Annotated in this window: 20 protein-coding genes; 8 read left to right on the forward strand and 12 right to left on the reverse strand. The window is 68.2% G+C overall.

Translation table 11 applies throughout. The features are described from left to right. Positions 1-5: 5 nt before the first annotated feature. From NRB56_RS34570 to NRB56_RS34620, 11 genes are all read right to left on the reverse strand, one after another. Positions 6-1,151, reverse strand: a complete 1,146-nt coding sequence (locus NRB56_RS34570; protein ID WP_153348568.1) for a thiolase family protein — start codon at positions 1,149-1,151, stop codon at positions 6-8. Between the two features lie 268 nt (positions 1,152-1,419). Then, entirely contained in the window at positions 1,420-2,220 is an 801-nt protein-coding gene (locus NRB56_RS34575) for an enoyl-CoA hydratase/isomerase family protein (RefSeq protein WP_153348569.1), read from the reverse strand. Between the two features lie 223 nt (positions 2,221-2,443). After that, positions 2,444-3,664, reverse strand: a complete 1,221-nt coding sequence (locus NRB56_RS34580) for a CaiB/BaiF CoA transferase family protein (RefSeq protein ID WP_153348570.1) — start codon at positions 3,662-3,664, stop codon at positions 2,444-2,446. A gap of 73 nt (positions 3,665-3,737) precedes the next feature. Further along, positions 3,738-4,904: an acyl-CoA dehydrogenase family protein gene (locus NRB56_RS34585; RefSeq protein WP_153348619.1), complete on the reverse strand. Its 1,167-nt coding sequence runs from the start codon at positions 4,902-4,904 to the stop codon at positions 3,738-3,740. A 122-nt stretch (positions 4,905-5,026) separates the two neighbouring features. Then, positions 5,027-6,319 carry an amidohydrolase family protein gene (locus NRB56_RS34590; protein ID WP_153348571.1) on the reverse strand — a complete coding sequence of 431 codons (1,293 nt, stop codon included), beginning with the start codon at positions 6,317-6,319 and terminating at the stop codon, positions 5,027-5,029. Between the two features lie 33 nt (positions 6,320-6,352). Beyond that, complete coding sequence (locus NRB56_RS34595; protein ID WP_153348572.1) at positions 6,353-6,664, reverse strand: hypothetical protein; 312 nt, start codon at positions 6,662-6,664, stop codon at positions 6,353-6,355. Then, the gene (locus tag NRB56_RS34600) at positions 6,636-7,007 is read right to left on the reverse strand and encodes a hypothetical protein (protein WP_153348573.1); all 372 of its coding nucleotides are present in this window, start codon (positions 7,005-7,007) and stop codon (positions 6,636-6,638) included. Before NRB56_RS34600 ends, NRB56_RS34595 begins: the two co-directional genes overlap by 29 nt. After that, positions 7,004-7,732, reverse strand: coding sequence for an ABC transporter ATP-binding protein (locus tag NRB56_RS34605; protein WP_153348620.1), 729 nt, complete (start codon positions 7,730-7,732; stop codon positions 7,004-7,006). The genes NRB56_RS34600 and NRB56_RS34605 overlap by 4 nt, the downstream gene beginning before the upstream one ends. Before the next feature lie 35 nt (positions 7,733-7,767). Continuing rightward, a complete protein-coding gene (locus tag NRB56_RS34610; protein WP_319943960.1) occupies positions 7,768-8,481 on the reverse strand; it encodes an ABC transporter ATP-binding protein in 714 nt (237 codons plus the stop codon). Further along, positions 8,459-10,582, reverse strand: coding sequence for a branched-chain amino acid ABC transporter permease (locus NRB56_RS34615; protein WP_153348574.1), 2,124 nt, complete (start codon positions 10,580-10,582; stop codon positions 8,459-8,461). The genes NRB56_RS34610 and NRB56_RS34615 overlap by 23 nt, the downstream gene beginning before the upstream one ends. A 2-nt stretch (positions 10,583-10,584) precedes the next feature. Beyond that, positions 10,585-11,976 carry an ABC transporter substrate-binding protein gene (locus tag NRB56_RS34620; RefSeq protein ID WP_153348622.1) on the reverse strand — a complete coding sequence of 464 codons (1,392 nt, stop codon included), beginning with the start codon at positions 11,974-11,976 and terminating at the stop codon, positions 10,585-10,587. Positions 11,977-12,108: 132 nt separating this feature from the next. On the opposite strand from NRB56_RS34620, the gene NRB56_RS34625 reads away from it, so the two are divergent. The 8 genes from NRB56_RS34625 to NRB56_RS34660 all read left to right on the forward strand — a co-directional run bounded on the left by NRB56_RS34625 (position 12,109) and on the right by NRB56_RS34660 (position 18,598). Beyond that, positions 12,109-12,573: a pyridoxamine 5'-phosphate oxidase family protein gene (locus NRB56_RS34625; RefSeq protein WP_153348575.1), complete on the forward strand. Its 465-nt coding sequence runs from the start codon at positions 12,109-12,111 to the stop codon at positions 12,571-12,573. A 101-nt stretch (positions 12,574-12,674) separates the two neighbouring features. Further along, positions 12,675-13,199 carry a carboxymuconolactone decarboxylase family protein gene (locus NRB56_RS34630; protein WP_194291098.1) on the forward strand — a complete coding sequence of 175 codons (525 nt, stop codon included), beginning with the start codon at positions 12,675-12,677 and terminating at the stop codon, positions 13,197-13,199. 16 nt (positions 13,200-13,215) lie between these two features. Further along, on the forward strand, positions 13,216-14,499 hold the full coding sequence (locus tag NRB56_RS34635) for an aromatic ring-hydroxylating oxygenase subunit alpha (RefSeq protein ID WP_153348576.1): 1,284 nt from the start codon (positions 13,216-13,218) through the stop codon (positions 14,497-14,499). 1 nt (position 14,500) lies between these two features. Then, a complete protein-coding gene (locus NRB56_RS34640) occupies positions 14,501-14,839 on the forward strand; it encodes a hypothetical protein (protein WP_153348577.1) in 339 nt (112 codons plus the stop codon). A gap of 3 nt (positions 14,840-14,842) precedes the next feature. Beyond that, positions 14,843-16,060 carry a metal-dependent hydrolase family protein gene (locus NRB56_RS34645; protein ID WP_153348578.1) on the forward strand — a complete coding sequence of 406 codons (1,218 nt, stop codon included), beginning with the start codon at positions 14,843-14,845 and terminating at the stop codon, positions 16,058-16,060. Positions 16,061-16,106: 46 nt separating this feature from the next. Next, on the forward strand, positions 16,107-16,463 hold the full coding sequence (locus NRB56_RS34650) for a nuclear transport factor 2 family protein (protein ID WP_406603572.1): 357 nt from the start codon (positions 16,107-16,109) through the stop codon (positions 16,461-16,463). Positions 16,464-16,667: 204 nt separating this feature from the next. Beyond that, positions 16,668-17,789 carry an acyl-CoA dehydrogenase family protein gene (locus NRB56_RS34655; protein ID WP_153348580.1) on the forward strand — a complete coding sequence of 374 codons (1,122 nt, stop codon included), beginning with the start codon at positions 16,668-16,670 and terminating at the stop codon, positions 17,787-17,789. A gap of 2 nt (positions 17,790-17,791) precedes the next feature. Further along, positions 17,792-18,598 (forward strand): acyl-CoA dehydrogenase family protein, encoded by an 807-nt coding sequence (locus NRB56_RS34660; protein WP_153348581.1) that lies wholly within the window; start codon positions 17,792-17,794, stop codon positions 18,596-18,598. A gap of 156 nt (positions 18,599-18,754) precedes the next feature. Here the strand turns inward: NRB56_RS34660 and NRB56_RS34665 are convergent, their stop codons facing one another. Then, entirely contained in the window at positions 18,755-20,026 is a 1,272-nt protein-coding gene (locus NRB56_RS34665; protein ID WP_153348582.1) for an MFS transporter, read from the reverse strand. Between the last annotated feature and the right edge of the window lie 67 nt (positions 20,027-20,093).

Below are 20,093 nucleotides of genomic sequence, written 5' to 3' on the forward strand. Positions count from 1 at the left end.
AGCTCCTAGGCAATCAGTTCGACGATGGTGGCGTTGGCGGTGCCGCCGCCCTCGCACATGGTCTGCAGGCCGTAGCGAATTCCCTTGTCGCGCAGGTGATGCACGAGACGGGTCATCAGCACCGCGCCGGAGCCGCCGAGCGGGTGGCCGAGGGCGATCGCGCCGCCGAGCGGGTTGGTGCGCTCGAGGTCCGCGCCGGTTTCGGCGAGCCAGGCCAGCGGGACCGGGGCGAACGCCTCGTTGACCTCGAACGCGCCGATGTCGCCGATGCTCAGGCCGGTCTTGCGGAGCACCTTCTCGGTGGCCGGGATCGGGCCGGTCAGCATCAGCACCGGGTCGGAGCCCGCGACCGCGCCGCCGGTGTACCGGACGATGGGGGTGAGGCCCAGTTCGCGGGCCTTCTCGGGGGTGGTCACCAGGATGGCGGCGGCACCGTCGGAGATCTGGGAGGCGTTGCCCGCGTGCAGCACGCCGTCCGCCTGAAACGACGGCTTCAGGTTGGCGAGCTTCTCCGCGGTGGTGCCACGACGGATACCCTCGTCGGCGGTGACCTTCCCGTTCTCCGTGGGCACCGGGACGATCTGGGCGTCGAAGGCACCAGCGTCCTGCGCGGCGGCGGCCAGTTCGTGCGAGCGCACCGCGTATTCGTCGACGGCGGCGCGGTCGAATCCCCACTTCTGCGCGATCAGTTCGGCGCCGACGCCCTGGTTGAACTCGAAATTGTTGTAGCGGGCCAGCGCCATCGGGCCGTACGGCATGCCGTTGCCCTTGGCCGCGCCCATCGGGACTCGGCTCATCGACTCGACGCCACCGGCGACCACGACGTCCTGCTGGCCCGACATCACCGCCTGCACGGCGAAATCCAGCGCCTGCTGGCTGGATCCGCAGGCGCGGTTGACGGTCGTGCCCGGCACGCTCTCCGGCCAGCCGGCGGCCAGCACCGAGTAGCGGCCGATGTTGCTGGACTGGTCGCCGACGGCCGAGACACAGCCCCAGATCACGTCGTCCACGATGACCGGATCGATCCCGGTGCGCTCGGCAAGCGCCGTCAACACGATGGCGGACAGGTCCGCCGGATGCACCGTGGACAGGCCGCCGTTGCGCTTGCCGACCGGCGTGCGCACGGCCTCGGCTATCACTACTTCGCGCATGTTCTTCCCTTACTCTGCCGTGGAATTCGTCGGTGCACCGTTGCGACCGAAATGTTGTGCGGCACCGGAGGTGCCGATTCGCCTGCGGTGGTGCATGTTTCGCCGTTCGCCGGCTCGCGGGCGAGAGCGGATCCCGGCACCGGGTCCGGCACCTGTCCTGCGACGCCCGGCCCGAGACGCGCCCCGGCCGCGCATCCCGCCGCGCCCGTCGGGCCGCGCGGCCGGACACCGGTGTGCCCGAACCAGGACGCGCCGGGACGCCCGGTGCTCACTTCTCCGCCGACGGCCGGGGAACGGCCCAGCGGCCGGTGAAGGTGGCGGGGCGCTTCGCCGCGAAGGCCGCGTACGCCTCGCCCGCGTCGGCGGTGCCGAAATTCATTGCCTGGGCGCGTTGTTCGTTCGCCAGCGCGTCGCGCAGGGTGCGGTCAGCGCCCTCGTTGAGCAGTGCCTTGGTCTGGGCCAGCGCGATCGGCGGACCGGCAGCCAGGCGGCCGGTGAGATCGTCGACGAACGGGTCGATCTCGGCGCCGGGCACCACCCAGGTCACCAGGTTCAGTGCGTGCGCCTCGGCGGCGGTGATCGTTTCTGCCAGCAGCGCAAGACGTTTCGCCTGTTGCAGGCCGACCAGCTTCGGGAGCAGCCAGGAGCCGCCGAGGTCCGGGGACAGCCCGCGCTTCGCGAAGATCTGCGAGAAGGTCGATTCCGGGGTGGCGACGACGAGATCGCAGCCCAGCGCCAGATTCCAGCCCGCGCCGACGGCGACTCCGGTCACCTTGGCAACCGTCGGGATGGGCAGCTCGTGCAGCGCGAGCGCCACCTCGTTCATCAAGCGCACCTTGTACATCGGGTGCGTGTCGTCGCCGGCGGCGAGGTCGGCGCCGGAGCAGAACGCGCCCCCGGCTCCGGTGACCACCAGGGCGCGGATCGACGGATCGGTGCCGGTCTCGGTGAACGTGTCCCGCAACGTCAGCCACAGCGCGCGGTCGATCGCGTTCTTCCGGGCCGGGCGGTTCAGCGTCAGCGTCCGGATACCGTCGCGATCGTCGATCAGCAGTGCCGCGTCGGTCATGCCGCCACCCCCGCATCCACGGCGGCTCCCGTCATCCTTACGGCGCGAATGGTTCTCGCACAGTTCGCCGCCGGCGTACCGTGCCACGGGGACCGCTCGCCGCCGCTCGCCGTGCGCCGCCGCGCGCACGTCACGCCGGTTCCGGCCGCCGTGTCCTGTCGCACGAGCCGGCCGTCGTGGCACGGCTTCGAGTGCCGCCGGGTGGCTCCGCCGCCGACCGCGCTCATCGCGGGTACTCCGCGCCGATCGCCTTCGACTCCCGCAACCGCGCCAATTCGGTAGTGCCGATACCGAGTTCGGCGAGGATCGCGTCGGTGTGCTCACCCAGTCCGGGGACCGCGCCCATCGGCGGGGTGTGGCCCGAGATGATCGGGGGCGGGAGCAGGGACGGGATCACGCCGCCGGGGCTGTCGATCTCGCGCCAGCGGTCGCGCTCGGACAGCTGCGGGTGCGCGACCACCTCGGCGGCGGTGTTGTAGCGGGAGTTGCCGATGCCGGCGTCGTCGGCGGTCTTCTGGATGTGCGCGAGATCGTGCCGCGCACACCAGGATCCGATCTCGGCGTCGAGGAGTTCGCGGTTGCGGCAGCGGTCCGGGTTGGTGCGGAACCGCTCGTCGTCGGCCAGGTCGGGGCGGTTCAGGATCTCGCGGGCCAGTCGCTGCCACTCCCGGTCGTTGGTGGTGCCCAGCACGACGGTCTGGCCGTCGCCGGTGGGGTACGCGCTGTACGGGGCCACCGCGGGTGAGCTCATGCCCAGGGGCTGCTGTTCGATGCCGGAGTGCCGGGTGTAGGTGAGGTGGTAGCCCATCATGTCGGCCATGGTGTCGAACAGGCTCAGCGACACCTGCGCGCCGCCGGTGCGGCCGCGTTCGCGGGCGGTCAGCAGCGCCAGGATCGACAGGGCCGCGTGCAGTCCCGTGGTGACGTCGGCCATCGGCGGGCCGGGTTTGGCGGGCTCGCCCGGGAAGCCGGTCACCGAGCAGACCCCGGATTCGGCTTGCACCAGCAGGTCGTAGGCGCGCTTGTGGGACAGCGGGCCGCCCGCTCCGAAACCGTCGATCTCGACGGCGATCAGATCGGGATGGCTGCGCGCCAGTTGATCCGGGGCCACGCCGAGCCGGGCCGTCGCGCCGGGCGCCAGATTCGACACCAGGACGTCGGCCCGGTCCAGCAGCTTGTGCAGGAGATCCACGCCCGCAGGGGATTTCAGGTCCAGGGTGACCGATTCCTTACCGCGGTTGCACCAGACGAAGTGCGCGGCCTGGCCTTCGACGACATCGTCGTACCAGCGGGCGAAGTCGCCGCCGGACGGATTCTCCACCTTGATCACCCGGGCGCCGAAGTCGCCCAGCACCCGGGTGCACATCGGCGCCGACACCGCCTGTTCGAGCGCCACCACGGTGATGCCCGCCAGCAGCCCGCCCTGCGGCGGCGCGGCGGTCATCGGGGCACTCGCGCGCGAGAATCGTTGCGGCCCATACCTGTCACTCCTGCTCTCTCGTGGCTCGTGAACCGGCTCAGTAACTGCGGGGCAGACCCAGTACGTGCGAGCCCAGATAATTGAGGATCATTTCCTGGCTGACCGGCGCGATACGCATGACCCGGACCTCCCGGAAATACCTCGCCACGTTGTACTCCTCGGCATAACCCATGCCGCCGTGGGTTTGCAGCGCACGGTCGGCGGCGGTGAATCCGGCGTCGGCGCACAGGTATTTCGCCGTATTCGCCTCACGGCCACAGGGCTTTCCGTTATCGTAGAGCCATGTCGCCTTCCGCAAGATCAGCTCGGCCGCATCCAGGTGCGCCAGCGAATCCGCCAGGGGGAATTGGATAGCCTGATTCATGCCGATCGGCCGATCGAAGACGACGCGTTCGTTCGCGTAACGCACGGCCCGGTCCAGCGCCACCCGGCCGATGCCGAGCGCCTCTGCGGCGATCATCATCCGTTCCGGATTGAGGCCGTCGAGAATGTATTTGAAGCCCTTGCCCTCCTCGCCGACGCGGTCCTCGACGGGAATGCGCAACCCGTCGATGAACAGCTCGTTCGAGCTGACGGCATTGCGGCCCATCTTCTTGATGGGACGGATGTCGACCTTGCTGCGATCCAGATCCGTGAGGAACAGCGTCATGCCGTCGGTCTTCTTCTCGACCGAGTCGTAGCTCTGGGTGCGCGCCAGCAGCAGGATCTTGTCCGACTCCAGGGCCTTGGAGATCCACACCTTGCGGCCGTTGACCACATAATGGTCGCCGTCGCGCTTGGCGAACGTAGTGATCCGCGAAGTATCCAGGCCCGCACCGGGTTCGGTGACGCCGAAGCACACGTGCAGCTCACCCGCGGCCACCCGCGGCAGCACCCGCTGCTTGAGTTCCTCCGAACCGTGCACCACCACCGGATGCATGCCGAAGATCGACAGGTGGATCGCGGTCGCGGCGTTCATGCCGCCGCCGGAGCGCGCCACCTCCTCGGCGAGGATCGTCGCCTCCGTGATCCCCAGCCCGTGCCCGCCGTATTCCTCCGGAATCGCGATGCCCAGCCAGCCGCCCTTGGCCATCGCCTCGTAGAACTCGGTCGGGAATTCGTGCGCGAGATCCTTCTCCATCCAGTACTGGTCGTCGAATCGCTTGCACAATTCGGCGACCGATTTCCGGATGAGCTGCTGGTCATCGCTCAGCTCGAAATTCATGCCCTCGGCCACATTCACCAACCTCCATAATTCACTGCTCCGTCGTTGCGGCGGATCGAATTCGTCCGGGCCGTCCACCGGCGCGGGCGCGGTCCCGTGACGCCCGCGCCGGTGGGACCCGTTCACCGCGCCGCGACCGCCCGGCGGGCCCGCTCGCGGTAACCCGCCAGCTTGTCCTCCGGCGCCACCACTCGGTGGCTGCGCGACTGCGTGCTCACGTCGTGATCCGCCACCGCATTCCGCAGGGCGCCGACCGTGGCGTTCTCCTTCGGAATGTGCGCGAACGGATCGAAGGAATACCAGCGCATGGCATTCTCGTGGGTCATCTTCGCGATGTCGGCGTCGGGCACCGCGTTCTCGGTGAACACCCCGTGCAGTTCCTCCGGCGCGTGCGGCCACATGGAGTCGCTGTGCGGGTAGTCCGCTTCCCAGCAGATGTTGTCGATGCCGATGTCGTGCCGTAGCCGGACCCCGAGCGGATCGCTGATGAAACAGGTCAGGAAGTGCTCCCGGAACACCTCCGACGGTAGTTTCCCGCCGAAGTCCTGCAACGTCCAGGTGGAATGCATCTCGTAGGTGCGGTCCACCCGCTCCAGGAAATACGGGATCCAGCCGGTGCCGCCCTCGGACAGCGCGATCTTGATACCCGGATAGTCCTTGATCACCCGCGACCACAGCAGATCCGCCGCGGCCGACACGATGTTCATCGGCTGCAGGGTGATCATCACGTCCGGCGGCGAATCCACCGCCGGCACCGACAGCCGCCCCGACGAGCCGATGTGCACGCTCAGGACGGTGTCGGTGTCGACCAGGGCCTCCCACAACGGATTCCAGTACGGGTCGTGGAAACTGGGGTAGCCCAGCGCCGCCGGATTCTCGGTGAAGGTCAGCGAGTGCACGCCCTTGGCGGCGTTGCGCCGCACCTCGTCCGCGCACAGCCGGGCATCCCAGATCACCGGCAGCGCCATCGGAATGAACCGGCCCGGATAGGCCGCGCACCACTCGTCGACGTGCCAGTCGTTGTACGCCTGCACGAGCGCGAGCGAGAACCCGGGATCGTCGGTCGCGAACAGCCGCGCCGCGAATCCCGGGAACGACGGGAAGTTCATCTGCGCCAGAATGCCTCCGGCGCTCATGTCCTTCACCCGCTCGTGCACGTCGTAGCAGCCGGGCCGGATCTCGTCCAGGCCCTGCGGCTCCATGCCGTACTCCGACTTCGGCCGTCCCGCAACGGCATTGAGCGCGGCGTTCGGGATGACGACATCCCGGAACGTCCACACGTCGGTGCCGTCCTCGCGGTGCACCAGCTGGGGCGCGTCGCCCCAGTACCGCCGGTGCAGGTGGTTCACGAACATGTCGGGCGGCTCGATGATGTGGTCGTCGACGCTGATCAGGATCAGATCGTCGAGTTCCATGGCCTGTCCCCTTTCTCCTCGTCCGAGCGTCGATCAGTCGGACGCGGGAAGTGCCTTGGCGGCCTTCAGGGTCAGGGCCACCCCGCCGAGCGCGAGCTCACCGGTACCGGAGTTGGTGCACAGCAGCTCGACGGTCCCGTCGGCGTCGACATAACGCTTGCCGACCAGGGTGACCGCCTCGTTCGCACCGACCTTGCCGGGCGCGGGCTTTCCCGCCGCCGGCTCCATCGGCGCTCCGCCGCAACTGATCTCGACTTCGGCGCCGGGCGCCCGCACGACGACCACCCGGGTGGTGCACACCGTGCTGGCCAATTGCTCACCGGGACGCAGTGAAACTGCCGTCATGTTCAACCTCCTTGTGGTTCACACGATCCGCGAACACCGCGAGATCGAAGGCCTGCCGCGCCAGCCAGAAACGCAGGAATCCGGTCAGCGAGTAGCGCAGGAACAGCGCCGCGCCCACCACCGCCGCGACGACCGCCCCGCCGACCAGCGTGATGGCGTCGCGCTGCACCAGCGGGTCGCGGGTGCTGTGCGACATGAGGAATGCGACCACGGCCAGGACCGGGCCCAGCACCAGCAGCAGGGTGCCCAGGCGCAGCCACAGCTGGGAGCGGCCGGCCGCCGGATCGGCGATCTTCAGCTCCGCGAGTTCGCGGACGAAACGGTCCGCGCGTGCTTCGGTCATTTCGAGCTTCCTAGATAGAGTTCGGCGAGTTCGTGGCGCAGGCTGTCGGGGTGACCCTGCTTCTCGATGCGGCCGCGCACGAGCACGGCCGCGTGGTCGGCGATGTCGAGCACCGCGGCGGCGAACTGTTCCACCACCAGGACCGCGACGCCCTGCCGGGCGATCTCGGCGACCTGGTCGTAGAGCCGGCCCACGATCAACGGCGCCAGGCCCATGGACAATTCGTCCAGCATGAGCACGGCCGGGTCGGTGGCCAGGCCGCGCGCGAGGGCCAGCATCTGCTGCTCGCCGCCCGACATGGTGCCGGCGAGCTGATGGGCGCGTTTGCCGAGGATCGGGAACCGGGTGAACGCGATCTCCTCGATCTCGCTCCGGGACCGGCCGGTGAAGGTCATCATCAGCAGGTTGTCCCGGACGCTGAGGTTCGGGAACACGCCGCGCCCTTCGGGGATGAGGCACACCCCTTTTCGAGCGAGATCCTTCGGATCGACCCCGGTGACGTCGCGGCCGCCGAGCAGCAGCCGCCCGCCGGAGACGGGATGCACGCCCGCCGCCACCTTCAGCGTCGTGGTCTTGCCCGCGCCGTTGGGCCCGAGCAACGCCACGACCTGGCCGCCGGCCACCGTGAGATCGACCCCGTGCAGGACGGTGATCGCGTCGTAGGCGGCGCGCGCCTCCCGTAGTTCCAGCAGCGGGGCCGGCGCCGGTGCCGTGACGACCGGCAACTGCTCGGTCGGGTAACGGTCGGTATCGGGCAGGGTCACGACTCCCCCAGATAGGCCGACAGCACGGCCTGGTCGCGGCGGATCACCTCGGGCGGCCCCGAGGCGATGATCTTGCCCAGATCCAGCACGAACACCTGATCGCAGACGTTCATCACCAGGCCCATGTCGTGTTCGACGAGCAGCACCGCGGCGCCGTCCTCGGCCAGCGACCGCAGCAGGGCGGCGAACTTCTCGGTCTCGGTGTGGTCCTGGCCCGCGGCCGGTTCGTCCAGCAGCACCAGCGCCGGCCGCACGGCCATCGCCCGCGCCACCTCGACCAGCCGCCCGGTGCCCGTCGGCAGCGCGTCCGCCGACGAGTCCGCGACGTGGTGCAGGCCGAGCCGGTCGATGATCTCGCCGACGGTGCGGTGCGCGTGCCGGCGATGCGGCCCGAGCTCCGCGGCGACCAGCAGGTTGTCGCGAACGCTCAAGCGCCCGAACAGTTCCAGTCGCTGAAAGGTGCGGGCGAGCCCGTGCCGGGCCCGCCGCGACGGGCCCAGCCGGGTGACATCGCGCCCGTCGATCGCCACGCTGCCCGAGGTGGGGCGGCGCAGCCCCGAGATCACGTCGAACAGGGTGCTCTTGCCGGCCCCGTTGGGGCCGATCAGGCCGGTGACGTGACCACGCTCGGCGCGCAGGCCGGCGCTGTCGAGCGCCTTGTGCCCGCCGAAGGTGACGGTGATGTTCTCAACTTCGAGCAGTGACGGCACGGTCGAGCACCTCCTCGTCCTCGGCCCGCCAGTCTCGGCGGACACCCCACCATTCGACCGGGATCTCCGGTTCCACGTCGGGTTTCGGCGCGCGGGCCTGTGCCCAGTACCGGGCCACCACGGCGACGATCAGGGCGCCGAGGGTGAACAGCCAGCCGTTGATCACATCGTTGAGCCGCAGCACCCACAGCACTATCGGTCCCCCGATCAGCAGGGGACCGGTCACCTTGTCGCGCAACACCGGGACGAAACTGCCCCGCATGCCCGCCACCGCGCCCTCGCCGAGGGCGCCACCGGCGAAGAACGCGCCACCGGCGGACGGCAGCACCTGCGCCAGGTTGGTCAGCGACGGCCACAACACCGGAATCACGTTGAGCGGACCGGCGAAGGTGACACCCGCGAAGAATCCGCTGCCCACCGCGCCCAGTCCGCCGATCACGACGATCAGGAAGATCGGCAGTCCCGCAACGAGATTGAACTGATCCGCGGTCACCGACCGCAGCTGCATCCCGTACAGCGCGCCGCCGAGCCCGGCGATGGCCGCCGACACCGCGAACACCGCGACCTTGGCGGACAGCAGGTTGCCGCCGAGCGTGGCGTAGGCGGATTCGCTGTCGCGCAACGCGATCAACCGCCGGCCGAACCGGCTGCGCCGCAACATCGCGACGCCGAAGGTGGCCAGCGCCAGGCAGACCGAGGAGAAGATCGTGATCTTCCAGGTGCTGTCCAGGTTCAGGCCGAACAGGTGCGGCCCGACCAGTTCCACCGAACCCTGATCGAACAGCGCGATCTTCAGGCCGAAGAGGTGGAATTCCGGCAACGTGAAGATCCAGCGATCCAGCACCACCGCGAAAGCCGTTGTCGCCAAGGCCAGGTAGACGCCGGACAACCTCATCGCCGGAACCGCGATGAGGGCGCCGACGACGCCTGCGACGGCCATGGCCGCGAATATCGCCCACCACTGCCCGTGCGCACCGAAGTGCGAGTAGGCGACGGCGCCGATCCCCGCGATACTCAACTGGCACAACGAGATCTGCCCGGCGAAGCCGGCCAGCGGGATGTACGACAACGCGATGACCGCGAAGGCGAACATCTGCCCGTAGGTGATCAGGTTCGCCTCACCGAGCATGGTGGCGAGCATGATGCCGACCACGACGATGATCGCCCCGAACACCAGCGACCCGTTGACGGTCGGCAGCGGTACCGAGCTCAGCTTCCGGTCCCGGCCGCGCAGGCGGCCGTGCGGGAACAGCAGCAGTGCCAGGAACAGCAACAGCGCGGGCGCGGCGAGCCGCAACCCGGGCAGGTACTCGTTCTGCGGCAGGTAGCCCGCGAGATAGCTCTCCAGGCAGCCGACCACGATCGCGCCGAGGAAGGTCATCGGCAGGTTGGACAACCGGCCGAAGATCGCCGCGGTGTAGGCGCTGACGATCAGCAGCGACAGCTGCGAGGCGTCGAGCGCCACCGTGGGCGCGATCAGGATGCCGCCGACGGAGGCGAGCTCGATGCCGAGGATCCACGCGACCTTGTTGGCGCGCTGTGGGTCGGCGCCGGTGAGTCCCACCAGTGCCCGGTCGTCCACGGTGGCCCGCATCTCCGCACCGGTTCTGGTGCGGTACAGCAGGATTCGGAGTCCGGCCGCGACCGCGACCGCGACCAGCATGGTCAGCGCCTGATGCCAGGTGATGGTGACGGGCCCGAGGTGGATCGGACGAACGCCGGCGAAGAACTTCGGCAGCGTCCGGGACACGTTCGGATTCCATATCCAGCGGGCGACGATGATGAGGCCCGACAGCAGGGCCACTGTCATCACCAACTTCTCCGCGTCACCCAATCCCTGGGTCGGTGCCAGTGCCCGGGCGAACAGCAACCCGAAAAGGGGTGCGAACACCGCGAGCACCAGCACCACGGCCACCGGTACCGGCACGCCCCACCCGATGGTGAGCTGCCAGTACACGAACGCCGACATCATGCCCGCCGCCCCGTGCGCGAAGTTGAACACGCCGGTCGTCGTGTAGGTGACCACCAGGCCACTACCGATGACCGCGTAGATCGCCGCGGTACTGAGCCCGACGATCCCGAAGGCGAGGAACTTGTCCATGATTACTTCAGATCGCCCAGACTCTTACCGGCGTCGGCGAGGGTCACCGGCTTGCCGCCCGGGGTCTTGTAGACGTACGGCTCGACGTTGCAGCGGTACGGCCCGTTGTCCGGCTTGAAGTCCGGCGTCGACCAGCCCTGCGGGGAGGCCTGCTCGGCGTTGAAGCACTTCTGGATGAAGTTCGGATCGCCCATGTTGGTGGGCGCTTCCAGACCGCCTGCGGTCCAGGCGGTTTCGCCCTTGCCGGCGTCGTACAGGCACTTGCGGGTGAGCTGGTCACCACAGCTCGCCGCCGACTTCGCGAACAGCAGCCACTGGCCGAAGGCGCGCACCGCGGGGTAGGTCATGTCCTGGCCCGGCGCGTACTTGGCGAACAGCTCCTTGAGCTGCTTCATCGCGGGCACGTTCGACTCCAGGGGCGCGGTGCCGCTGATGTCCGCGTAGTTGTGCTGCGCGGCAAGCGAATTGCCCGCCAGCTGGATGAACTGCGAGTTGTACGCGTTCGAGTTGGTGTCGATCCAGTCCAGCTTGTAGTCCATGCCGGTCAGCACGTCCTCCAGCTTGGCCAGGCTGCGGAAGTCGCCCAGGAAGATCAGGCCCTTGACGCCCTTGGTCTTGATGGACTGCGCGTACGGGGTCCAGTCGGACACGCCGGCGGCCGGGTAGAGGTCGTCGTAGACGATGGTCGCGCCCTGGGCCGGCAGCGCCTCCTCGTAGGCGGTGCCCATCACCTTGGTGACCGGGGAGTCACCGTTGATGAGGCCGATCGCCGAGGCCGAGGCCGGGTAGGCGTCCTTGAACAGCCACTGGTGGAAACCGGTGTAGGGGTCGTACCGGCCACCGGCGGTCACGCCGCCGCCGACCTGCAGGTCGGATCCGGCGTTGGCGATCTGGTCGACCTGCGCCGGGAAGTCGGGCAGCAGGCAGGACAACCGGTCCTTCACGCCCAGTCCGTCGAGGGCGGCGCTGCCACCGACGAGGGCGAAGTCGTCGCGGCAGGACTCCAGCATGCGCTGCCGGACCTCCATGAGCTTCGCGTCGCGGACGTTGTAGCTGATCTTGCGGCCGTTGATCCCGCCGTTGTCGTTGCACCAGGAGGTGAACACCTTGGCGGCGTCGACCAGTTCGGGGTTCTTGGTGAATCCCATGTCGGTGAACACACCGACCTTGATCTCGCCGGCGGTCACGCCCTGTGCCGGTGCGCCCGACGCCTTGCCGCTGTGGCAGACGCCCTTCAGGTCACCGAAGTCGGCGGACGCGGAGCTGCTGCTGCTACCGCTGTTGCCGCCGGTCGCCGAGCTCTCCTCGCCGCTGCTGCCGCTGCGGCTGCAACCTGCCGCCGCTAGTAATGCCACCGCCGTCAGCGCGACGAGTATGCGCCTGGGTTTCACCAGATTCCTCCTTGAAGGGGTGCGTTTCCGCACCCCACCGCTCTTCGTCGAGCAGCGCGAGCCATGGTGCTCTCGCTGTCAGAAAACTATCTTCTCAGAAATGGAGAATCAACATGTTGGCTTTGAGGAGATCAAATGACCGGGCAACGACGCGGCCACGCCATCGCCATGACCACGGAGGAGCGGGACGCCTTCCTCACCACCGCACCGCTGGTCCGGATCGCCACCCTCGGGCCCGGCGGCCACCCGCACACCAGCGCGCTGTGGTTCGTCTGGGACGGCACCGCCCTGTGGCTGAACTCGCTGGTCCGGAGCCAGCGGTGGACCGATCTGGGCCGGGATCCGAGGTTGTCGGCCATCGTCGACGACGGCGGCGCCGACTTCCTGCAGCTGCGCGGGGTGGAGTTGCGCGGGACCGCCGAGACCGTCGGCGAGGCGCCGCGCACCGGCGAGGCGAATTCCCAGCTGGCGGAGCCGGAGCGGCTGTTCGCGGCCAAGTACTCCCCCGGCCGCGACTTCCACTACGACGGCCGCCACGGCTGGCTGCGACTGGTCCCGGAGCGGGTCGTGAGCTGGGATTTCAGCAAGATGTGGCGATGAAGCGGCGGGAGTGAGGGGATGCTCTGTTGACTAACACGCGGCACCATGGAAATCTAGAGTTCAGTTTTTGAGAATGCTATTCTCACGAGAGGAGGACAAGGATGCGCCTGCCACCGCTGCCAGCCGAGCGCTGGGACGATCGGACCCGGGACGCGTTCAAGGCTCTACTGCCGCGAGCGCGTCGTAATCCCGAAGGCGCGGGGCCCGCGATGGCACCCTTGGCGTGGCATCCGGACCTGACCGAGAAGTTCCTCGGCTTCAGCGTCCATCTGCTGTTCACGTCCACGCTGCCGCCGCGGATCCGGGAACTGGTGATCCTGCGGGTCGCGCACCGCCGCAACTGTGCGTACGAGGTGGAGCATCACACCGGATTCGCCACGGAGGCAGGCCTGTCCGCCGAGGACATCGCCGGCGTCATCGACGGCACCGCCGCCGACGAGTTCGACCAACTGGTCCTCAACGCCGTCGACGAACTCGACGAGAAATCCGAACTCTGCGACGAGACATGGGCCGCGCTCGGCGAGCGGCTCGACGAAAAACAACGCATGGACCTGGTTTTCACGGTCGGCGGGTACATCACGTTGTCGATCGCCTTGAACACCTTCGGCGTACGCAGCGAACACTGAGAGGGAACCTCCTGTAATGGCACACTTCACCAAGCCGGCTGCGGGTAGCTGGACGAAGAACTACCCCGAACTCGGCACCGGGCCCGTCGATTTCACCGACTCGATCGATCCCGCCTTCTACGAGGACGAGAAGGCCGCGATCTTCCGCAAGAGCTGGCTGAACATCGGCCGGATCAACAAGCTCCCGCGCGTGGGCAGCTACTTCACCAAGGAACTGCCGTTCCTCAACACCTCGATCGTGGTCGTCCGCGATTCCGAGAAGGAGGTGCGGGCGTTCTACAACATCTGCCGGCACCGCGGCAACAAGCTGGTGTGGAACGACTACCCCAACGAGGAAGTCCAGGGCGTCTGCCGCCAGTTCACCTGCAAGTACCACGCCTGGCGCTACAGCCTCGAGGGCGACCTGACCTTCGTGCAGCAGGAGAAGGAATTCTTCGACCTCGACAAGGGTCAGTACGGGCTCAAGGGCCTGCGCTGCGAGGTGTGGGAGGGCTTCATCTTCGTCAACCTCGACGACAACGCGAAGCCGCTCGAGGAGTACCTCGGCCCGTTCATGAAGGGCGTGGAGGGCTACCCCTTCCACGAGATGACCGAGGTCTACAGCTACAAGGCCGAGATCGGCGCCAACTGGAAGCTGTTCATCGACGCGTTCGCCGAGTTCTACCACGCGCCGGTGCTGCACCAGAAGCAGGCGGTCAAGGACGAGGCCGACAAGCTGATCGGCACCGGCTTCGAGGCGCTGCACTACGAGGTCGCCGCGCCGCACTCGATGGTGTCCTCCTGGGGCGGTATGGCCCCGCCGAAGGACATCAACATGGTCAAGCCGATCGAGCGGGAGCTGCGCTCGGGCCTGTTCGGCCCGTGGGATCGCCCCGACATCGAGGGCCTGGACGTGCTGCCCGAGGGCCTCAACCCGGCCCGCCACCGCGCCTGGGGCATCGACGAGTTCGAGATCTTCCCGAACTTCTCGCTGCTGTTCTGGGCGCCGGGCTGGTTCCTGACCTACCACTACTGGCCGACCTCGGTGAACAGCCACACCTTCGAGGCCAGCCTGTACTTCGTGCCGGCGAAGACCGCGCGCGAGCGGCTCGGCCAGGAGCTGGCCGGCGTGACCTTCAAGGAGTACGCGTTGCAGGACGCGAACACCCTCGAGGCCACCCAGAAGATGCTCGAGACCCGGGCCATCAAGGAATTCCCGCTCAACGACCAGGAAGTCCTGCTGCGCCACCTGCACACCCACGTCCAGAAGATCGTCGCCGAACACCGCGCGGGTGCCGGTTCCAACGGGAAGGCCAACTGATATGACTGTCGAAACCAAAACCCTCCCGGCCGAATTCGCCGATCTGCAGAAGTACGAGCCGTGGATCCTGGCCACCGAGCCGGAGCGCTACGCCAAGCGGCTCGCCTCCTCCATGGAGGAGATGCAGGACCTGTACGACACGGTCTTCCCGCGGTTGCAGTCCGCGCTGGACCACATCGAGACCTTCGACTGGACCAACCTGCCCGACCCGCAGCGGTACCTGTTCCACCTGCTGCAGTCGCTGGTGATGGTGTCGTTCCCGGTGGAGGTCTGGAAGCAGGCCCGCGTGCCCGACTCGGGCGCCGCGTACCTGGACTGCATCCAGGAGCCGGTGGTCTGAATCATGCTGACACTGAAGGCAGCCGGCCTGCTCGACGTCGAATCCGGCACGATCGTGCGGCCCGGCATCGTGCGCATCGAAGGTGACACAATCGTCGGAGTCGGCGGTGAGATCAGCTCGGGCGAAGAGGTTCTGGATCTCGGTGACCACATTCTGCTGCCCGGCCTGATGGACATGGAGGTCAACCTCCTGATGGGCGGTCGCGGCGAGACCGGCCTGGCCTCCAGTGTCACCGACGATCCGGCCCTGCGGATGCTGCGTGCGGTGGGCAATGCCCGCCGCACGCTGCGGGCCGGATTCACCACCGTCCGTAATCTCGGCCTGTTCGTGAAGACCGGCGGTTATCTGCTGGACGTCGCGCTGGGCAAGGCGATCGACCAGGGCTGGATCGACGGGCCGCGGATCGTGCCCGCCGGCCACGCGATCACACCCCTGGGCGGTCACCTGGATCCGACCATGTTCTCCGCGTTCGCCCCCGACGTGCTGCACCTCACCCTCGAGGAGGGCATCGCCAACGGGGTGGACGAGGTGCGCAAGGCGGTCCGGTACCAGATCAAGTACGGCGCCGAGGTCATCAAGATCTGCGTCTCCGGTGGCGTCATGTCGCTGACCGGATCCCCTGGCGCGCAACACTATTCGGACGACGAGCTGCGGGCGATCACCGACGAGGCGCATCGCCGCGGCATGAAGGTGGCCGCGCACACGCACGGCGCCGACGCGGTCAAGCACGCCATCCTCTGCGGCGTGGACTGCATCGAGCACGGCTTCCTCATCGAGGACGACACCATCGACCTGATGGTGGAGCGCGGCACCTGGCTGGTGCCCACCACCGGGCTCACCGACGCCATGGACGTCTCGAAGGCCGATCCGAAGCTGCAGAAGAAGGCCGCCGAGATGTACCCGAAGGCGCACAGCTCGGTACTGGCCGCCTACAAGGCCGGGGTGAAGATCGCCGTCGGCACCGACGCGCCGGCGATCCCGCACGGCAAGAACGCCTTCGAGCTCGTGGCGCTGGTGCAGCGCGGCCTGGAACCGGCGGATGTGTTGCGCGCGGCCACGATCAACGCCGCGGAGCTGATCGACGCCGACGACCGCGGTCGCATCGCGGAGGGCCTGCTGGCCGACATCATCGCCGTGCCCGGCAACCCCCTCGACGACATCAGCGTGACCCAGAAGGTGTCGTTCGTCATGAAAGGCGGCAAGGTCTTTGTCCAGAACTGAAGATCTGCTGGAGATCCAGCAGTTGCTCGCGAAGTACGCGGTCACCATGACCAAGGGCGACGTGCAGGGCGTGCTGGAGGTGTTCACCCCCGACGGTTCCTACAGCGCCTTCGGCGACACCTACACCCTGGACCTGTTCCCGGAACTGGTGGAGGCGGCGCCGAAGGGGTTGTTCCTCACCGGCACACCGCTTCTGGAGATCGACGGCGACACCGCCACCGGGACGCAGCCGCTGTGCTTCGTGGAGCACAGCGCGCACGACATGCGGATCGGGTACTACACCGACACTCTGGTGCGCACCGAGCAGGGCTGGCGGTTGAAGACTCGGCGGATGACGTTCATCCGGCGTAGTGGTGACCATGATTCGGGCATCCCACATGCCTTCGAGCGTTCGAAAAGCTGAGATGCCTGCCAGGGCCTCGCTCCGTTTCCCGGGGCGGGGCCCTCGTCTCCGTTCCACCCGGTGGTCTCGCTCCGTTGCGGACACCCGGCTCTCCCCTTTCCGCTCGCTCACTGTGAACTGTTCCGCCGCCGGTCCCGAGCCGGAGCGGAACACCCTGCGGGCGAGCCACTTTCACCGGTCTCACCCGGCGCGAAAGGACGCTGTATGAGTGCTCCCGTAATTCCCGACGTGGCACAGTTCCGCTCGGAGTTGCGCAGTTGGCTCGACGAGAACGACCTGTCCCCCGGGGCCGATCACTCGCTGGACGGGCAGGTGGCGCAACTGGGCCGGGTGCGTAAGGCACTGTTCGACGCCGGGTGGATGCGCTACGGCTGGCCGGCCGAGGTCGGCGGGCTCGGTGGACCCGCGGTACTCCGCGCGGTGCTCGGTGAAGAGGTGGCGACCCGCGACCTCGCCGAGCCGGGCCTGTACTCGATGATCGAGGTCCTGGTCCCGACCATGATCTCCTACGCGCGTCCCGAGCTGGCCGCGGAGATGGTGCCGCTCATGCTGTCCGGCGCCGAACAGTGGTGCCAGGGCTTCTCCGAACCCGGCTCCGGCAGCGACCTGGCCTCGCTGACGACGAAAGCCGTTCCCGACGGCGACAATTGGATCGTCAACGGGCAGAAGGTGTGGACCAGCCTGGCGCAGTACGCCTCTCGATGCGTCCTGCTCACCCGGACCGCGCCGGGCCACGCCGGGATCACGGCGTTCTTCGTCGACATGGACACCCCCGGTATCACCGTCCGCCCGTTGAAGACCATGCACGGGCTGGACGAATTCGCCGAGGTGTACTTCGACGACGTGGTGGTGCCCGGTGACCGGATGCTCGGAAACCTCGGCGACGGCTGGCAATTGGCGATGGACCTGCTGCCGCACGAGCGTTCCACCTGCTTCTGGCACCGCGGCGCCTACCTGTTCAACCGGCTCGACAAACTGATCGCGCAGACCACCGCGCCGCTCGGCGACACCCAGGCGGACGCCGAGATCGGTTCGGCCTACCTGGCATTGCACATGCTGCGCTGCCGTTCCCGGATCACTCAGCAGACCCTCGCCGACGGCGGGCACCTCGGGCCGGAAACCTCGGTGGACAAGGTGCTGCTGGCGACCGCCGAACAGCAGTTGATGAACACCGTGCGGGACCTCGTCCCCGGTGCGGTGGAATTCGACGACCCCGAATGGCGCACGGAATTCCTGTATTCCCGCGCCGCCACCATCTACGGCGGCACCGCGGAGATCCAGCGCAACATCATCTCCCGCCGGCTGCTGGACCTGGGCAAGGAGTGAGCATGAGCATGGATCCCGCCGAGCTGGAACTGCTCACCGGAACCCTCCGCAAGACGATGTCGACCACCACGGGCGGCGCGCTGGACCACGCGCTGACCGACCTGGGCTGGATCGACATGCTGACCGATATGCCGGAAATCGCCGTGCCCCTGGTGTTCCGGCTGCTCGGCGAGACCGGCGCGCACGCCTCCGTCCTCAACGACGTGGTGCGGCACGCGGCGGGACAACCGCCCGAGGACGGCGCGACCGTGCCGCTGCCGTCCTCGGGCGGCTCCTGGATCGTCTGGGAGCGCGGGGAATCCGCGGGTCCGGCGGCCGGTGCGGCCGTCGACGGCGAGCTTCCGTTACGGAAAGTGGAGTCCGGCAACGAGATTCCGCTCGCCGCCGGACGTACCGCGTTGGCGTGGTGGCTGATCGGCTCCGGGCGCACGATGCTGGGCCTGGCCCGCACGCACGTCCTGGACCGCGTGCAGTTCGGCCGGCCGCTGGCTTCGTTCCAGGCCGTGCGGCACCGCCTGGCGGAGACCCTGGTCGCGCTCGAAGGCGCGGAGGCGACGTTGTCGGTCGCCGACACCGAATTGGGTGCGCTGCTGGCCAAGGCCGCCGCGGGCCAGGCCGCGCTGACCGCGGCCCGGCACTGTCAGCAGGTGCTCGGCGGCATCGGTTTCACCGACGAGCACGATCTGCATCGGCACATCCGCCGCGTGCTCGTGCTCGACGGATTGCTGGGCAGCGCACGGGAACTCACGCGCGAGGCGGGGGCACTGGTTCGCGCCGAGGGTGGGGCGCCTCGGCTGGCGCAGCTGTAGGACTTTCGGCACGCGGTGCCGGTGGCGAGTGGATTCGCCACCGGCACTGCGTATTTCGTCGACCTGCGACCGACTGCCGGTGGTGAACCGGCGCCTCTTGCCGGGTCTCAGCGGCCGGCGACGCGGGCCCCGTTTCCGCGACCGGCGCCCCGGGTCTCAGCTGCCCGTGGTGGGCGATGGCACCGTCTTCCGCTCGGTCAGCCAGAACACGAACGCGGCCAGCGGGAATGCCGTGCCGAGCACCACCACGCCCGCCCACCCGTACCGGGCGAACGCGATGCCCGCGCCCGCGGAACCGAGTGCGCCGCCGACGAAGAACGTCGCGATGTACAGCGTGTTCAGTCTGCTGCGCTCCGCCGGGTTCAACGCGTAGATGGCTCGTTGCCCGAGTACGAGCGTGGTCTGCACGGCGAGATCGAGGAAGACCGCGCCGAAGATGAGCGCCCACAACCGATCCTGCCACAACGTGACGGCGAAGCTGCCCGCCGCCAGCAGGAACGCCACGCCGGTCACCCACCGTTCGTGGCCCTGATCGCCGAGCCGGCCCGCCAGCGGCGCCATGAAGACTCCCAGCACACCGGCGATCGCGAACAATCCGATCGATATCTGCGAGAAGTGAAACGGCGGTCGGGCGAGCAACAGGGTTATCGCGGTCCAGAAGACGCTGAACGATCCGAACATGGCCGCCTGGTAGAAGGCCCGTCGGCGAAGCACGGGCTCGCGCAGATAGATTCGCCCCAAGGACGCGAGGAGTCGCCCGTAACCGGTGCCGAATTCCGGTGTGCGCAGTGGCAGGATCCGGCGGAGCAGGATCACCATGACGGCCAGCAGGGCGGCCGAAAAGATATACACCGCACGCCATCCGGCGATGCCCGCGATGATTCCGGACACCGAGCGGGCGAGCACGATCCCGGTCAGCAGCCCGCTCATCACCTGCCCGACCACCCGGCCGCGCGCGTGCGGTGGCGCCAGGTGCGCCGCGAACGGCACCAGCACCTGTGCCACCACCGATGTCAGCCCGATCGCGAGCGCGGCGGCGAGAAAGCCCGGCAACGTGGTCGTCGCCGAGGCCGCCAGCAGCGCGAGTACGGCGACGGACATGACGACGGTGATCAACCGGCGATTCTCGAACAGGTCGCCCAGCGGCGCGACCAGCAGCAGCCCGGCCGCGTAACCGAGCTGCGTGACCGTGACGACCATGCCCGCGGCGGACTGGCTCACATGGAACGCCGACGCGATCGTGATGATCAACGGCTGCGCGTAGTAGAGGTTCGCGGCGGCCAGCCCACACGCGACCGCGAACACCACGACCAAGGCCGAGGAAAGGGTGTGCGCCGGGCCGGCGGGCGCCGACTCACCTGCCGGTGCCGCCGGCCCCTCGGTCACAGGATGCCCCACCAGGATGTCGGTGTCGTCGTGCCGCGTCATACGTCCATGGTCCAACCGGGACGTGATCAATGAAAGCGATGAATTTCGATAGACCCATCTATAGTGT

The organism is Nocardia aurantia (genome assembly GCF_009604425.1).
In the GTDB taxonomy this organism is placed as follows: domain Bacteria; phylum Actinomycetota; class Actinomycetes; order Mycobacteriales; family Mycobacteriaceae; genus Nocardia; species Nocardia aurantia.

Excerpts from the sequence above, each read along its gene's own strand:
- NRB56_RS34600 (WP_153348573.1), bottom strand. The coding sequence starts at position 7,007 with ATGACCGAAGCACGCGCGGACCGTTTCGTCCGCGAACTCGCGGAGCTG.
- NRB56_RS34640 (WP_153348577.1), top strand. The coding sequence starts at position 14,501 with ATGACTGTCGAAACCAAAACCCTCCCGGCCGAATTCGCCGATCTGCAG.
- NRB56_RS34575 (WP_153348569.1), bottom strand. The coding sequence starts at position 2,220 with ATGACCGACGCGGCACTGCTGATCGACGATCGCGACGGTATCCGGACG.
- NRB56_RS34580 (WP_153348570.1), bottom strand. The coding sequence starts at position 3,664 with ATGACCGCCGCGCCGCCGCAGGGCGGGCTGCTGGCGGGCATCACCGTG.
- NRB56_RS34660 (WP_153348581.1), top strand. The coding sequence starts at position 17,792 with ATGAGCATGGATCCCGCCGAGCTGGAACTGCTCACCGGAACCCTCCGC.
- NRB56_RS34625 (WP_153348575.1), top strand. The coding sequence starts at position 12,109 with ATGACCGGGCAACGACGCGGCCACGCCATCGCCATGACCACGGAGGAG.
- NRB56_RS34590 (WP_153348571.1), bottom strand. The coding sequence starts at position 6,319 with ATGGAACTCGACGATCTGATCCTGATCAGCGTCGACGACCACATCATC.
- NRB56_RS34615 (WP_153348574.1), bottom strand. The coding sequence starts at position 10,582 with ATGGACAAGTTCCTCGCCTTCGGGATCGTCGGGCTCAGTACCGCGGCG.
- NRB56_RS34655 (WP_153348580.1), top strand. The coding sequence starts at position 16,668 with ATGAGTGCTCCCGTAATTCCCGACGTGGCACAGTTCCGCTCGGAGTTG.
- NRB56_RS34585 (WP_153348619.1), bottom strand. The coding sequence starts at position 4,904 with ATGAATTTCGAGCTGAGCGATGACCAGCAGCTCATCCGGAAATCGGTC.
- NRB56_RS34595 (WP_153348572.1), bottom strand. The coding sequence starts at position 6,664 with ATGACGGCAGTTTCACTGCGTCCCGGTGAGCAATTGGCCAGCACGGTG.
- NRB56_RS34630 (WP_194291098.1), top strand. The coding sequence starts at position 12,675 with ATGCGCCTGCCACCGCTGCCAGCCGAGCGCTGGGACGATCGGACCCGG.
- NRB56_RS34665 (WP_153348582.1), bottom strand. The coding sequence starts at position 20,026 with ATGACGCGGCACGACGACACCGACATCCTGGTGGGGCATCCTGTGACC.
- NRB56_RS34570 (WP_153348568.1), bottom strand. The coding sequence starts at position 1,151 with ATGCGCGAAGTAGTGATAGCCGAGGCCGTGCGCACGCCGGTCGGCAAG.
- NRB56_RS34650 (WP_406603572.1), top strand. The coding sequence starts at position 16,107 with ATGACCAAGGGCGACGTGCAGGGCGTGCTGGAGGTGTTCACCCCCGAC.
- NRB56_RS34635 (WP_153348576.1), top strand. The coding sequence starts at position 13,216 with ATGGCACACTTCACCAAGCCGGCTGCGGGTAGCTGGACGAAGAACTAC.
- NRB56_RS34645 (WP_153348578.1), top strand. The coding sequence starts at position 14,843 with ATGCTGACACTGAAGGCAGCCGGCCTGCTCGACGTCGAATCCGGCACG.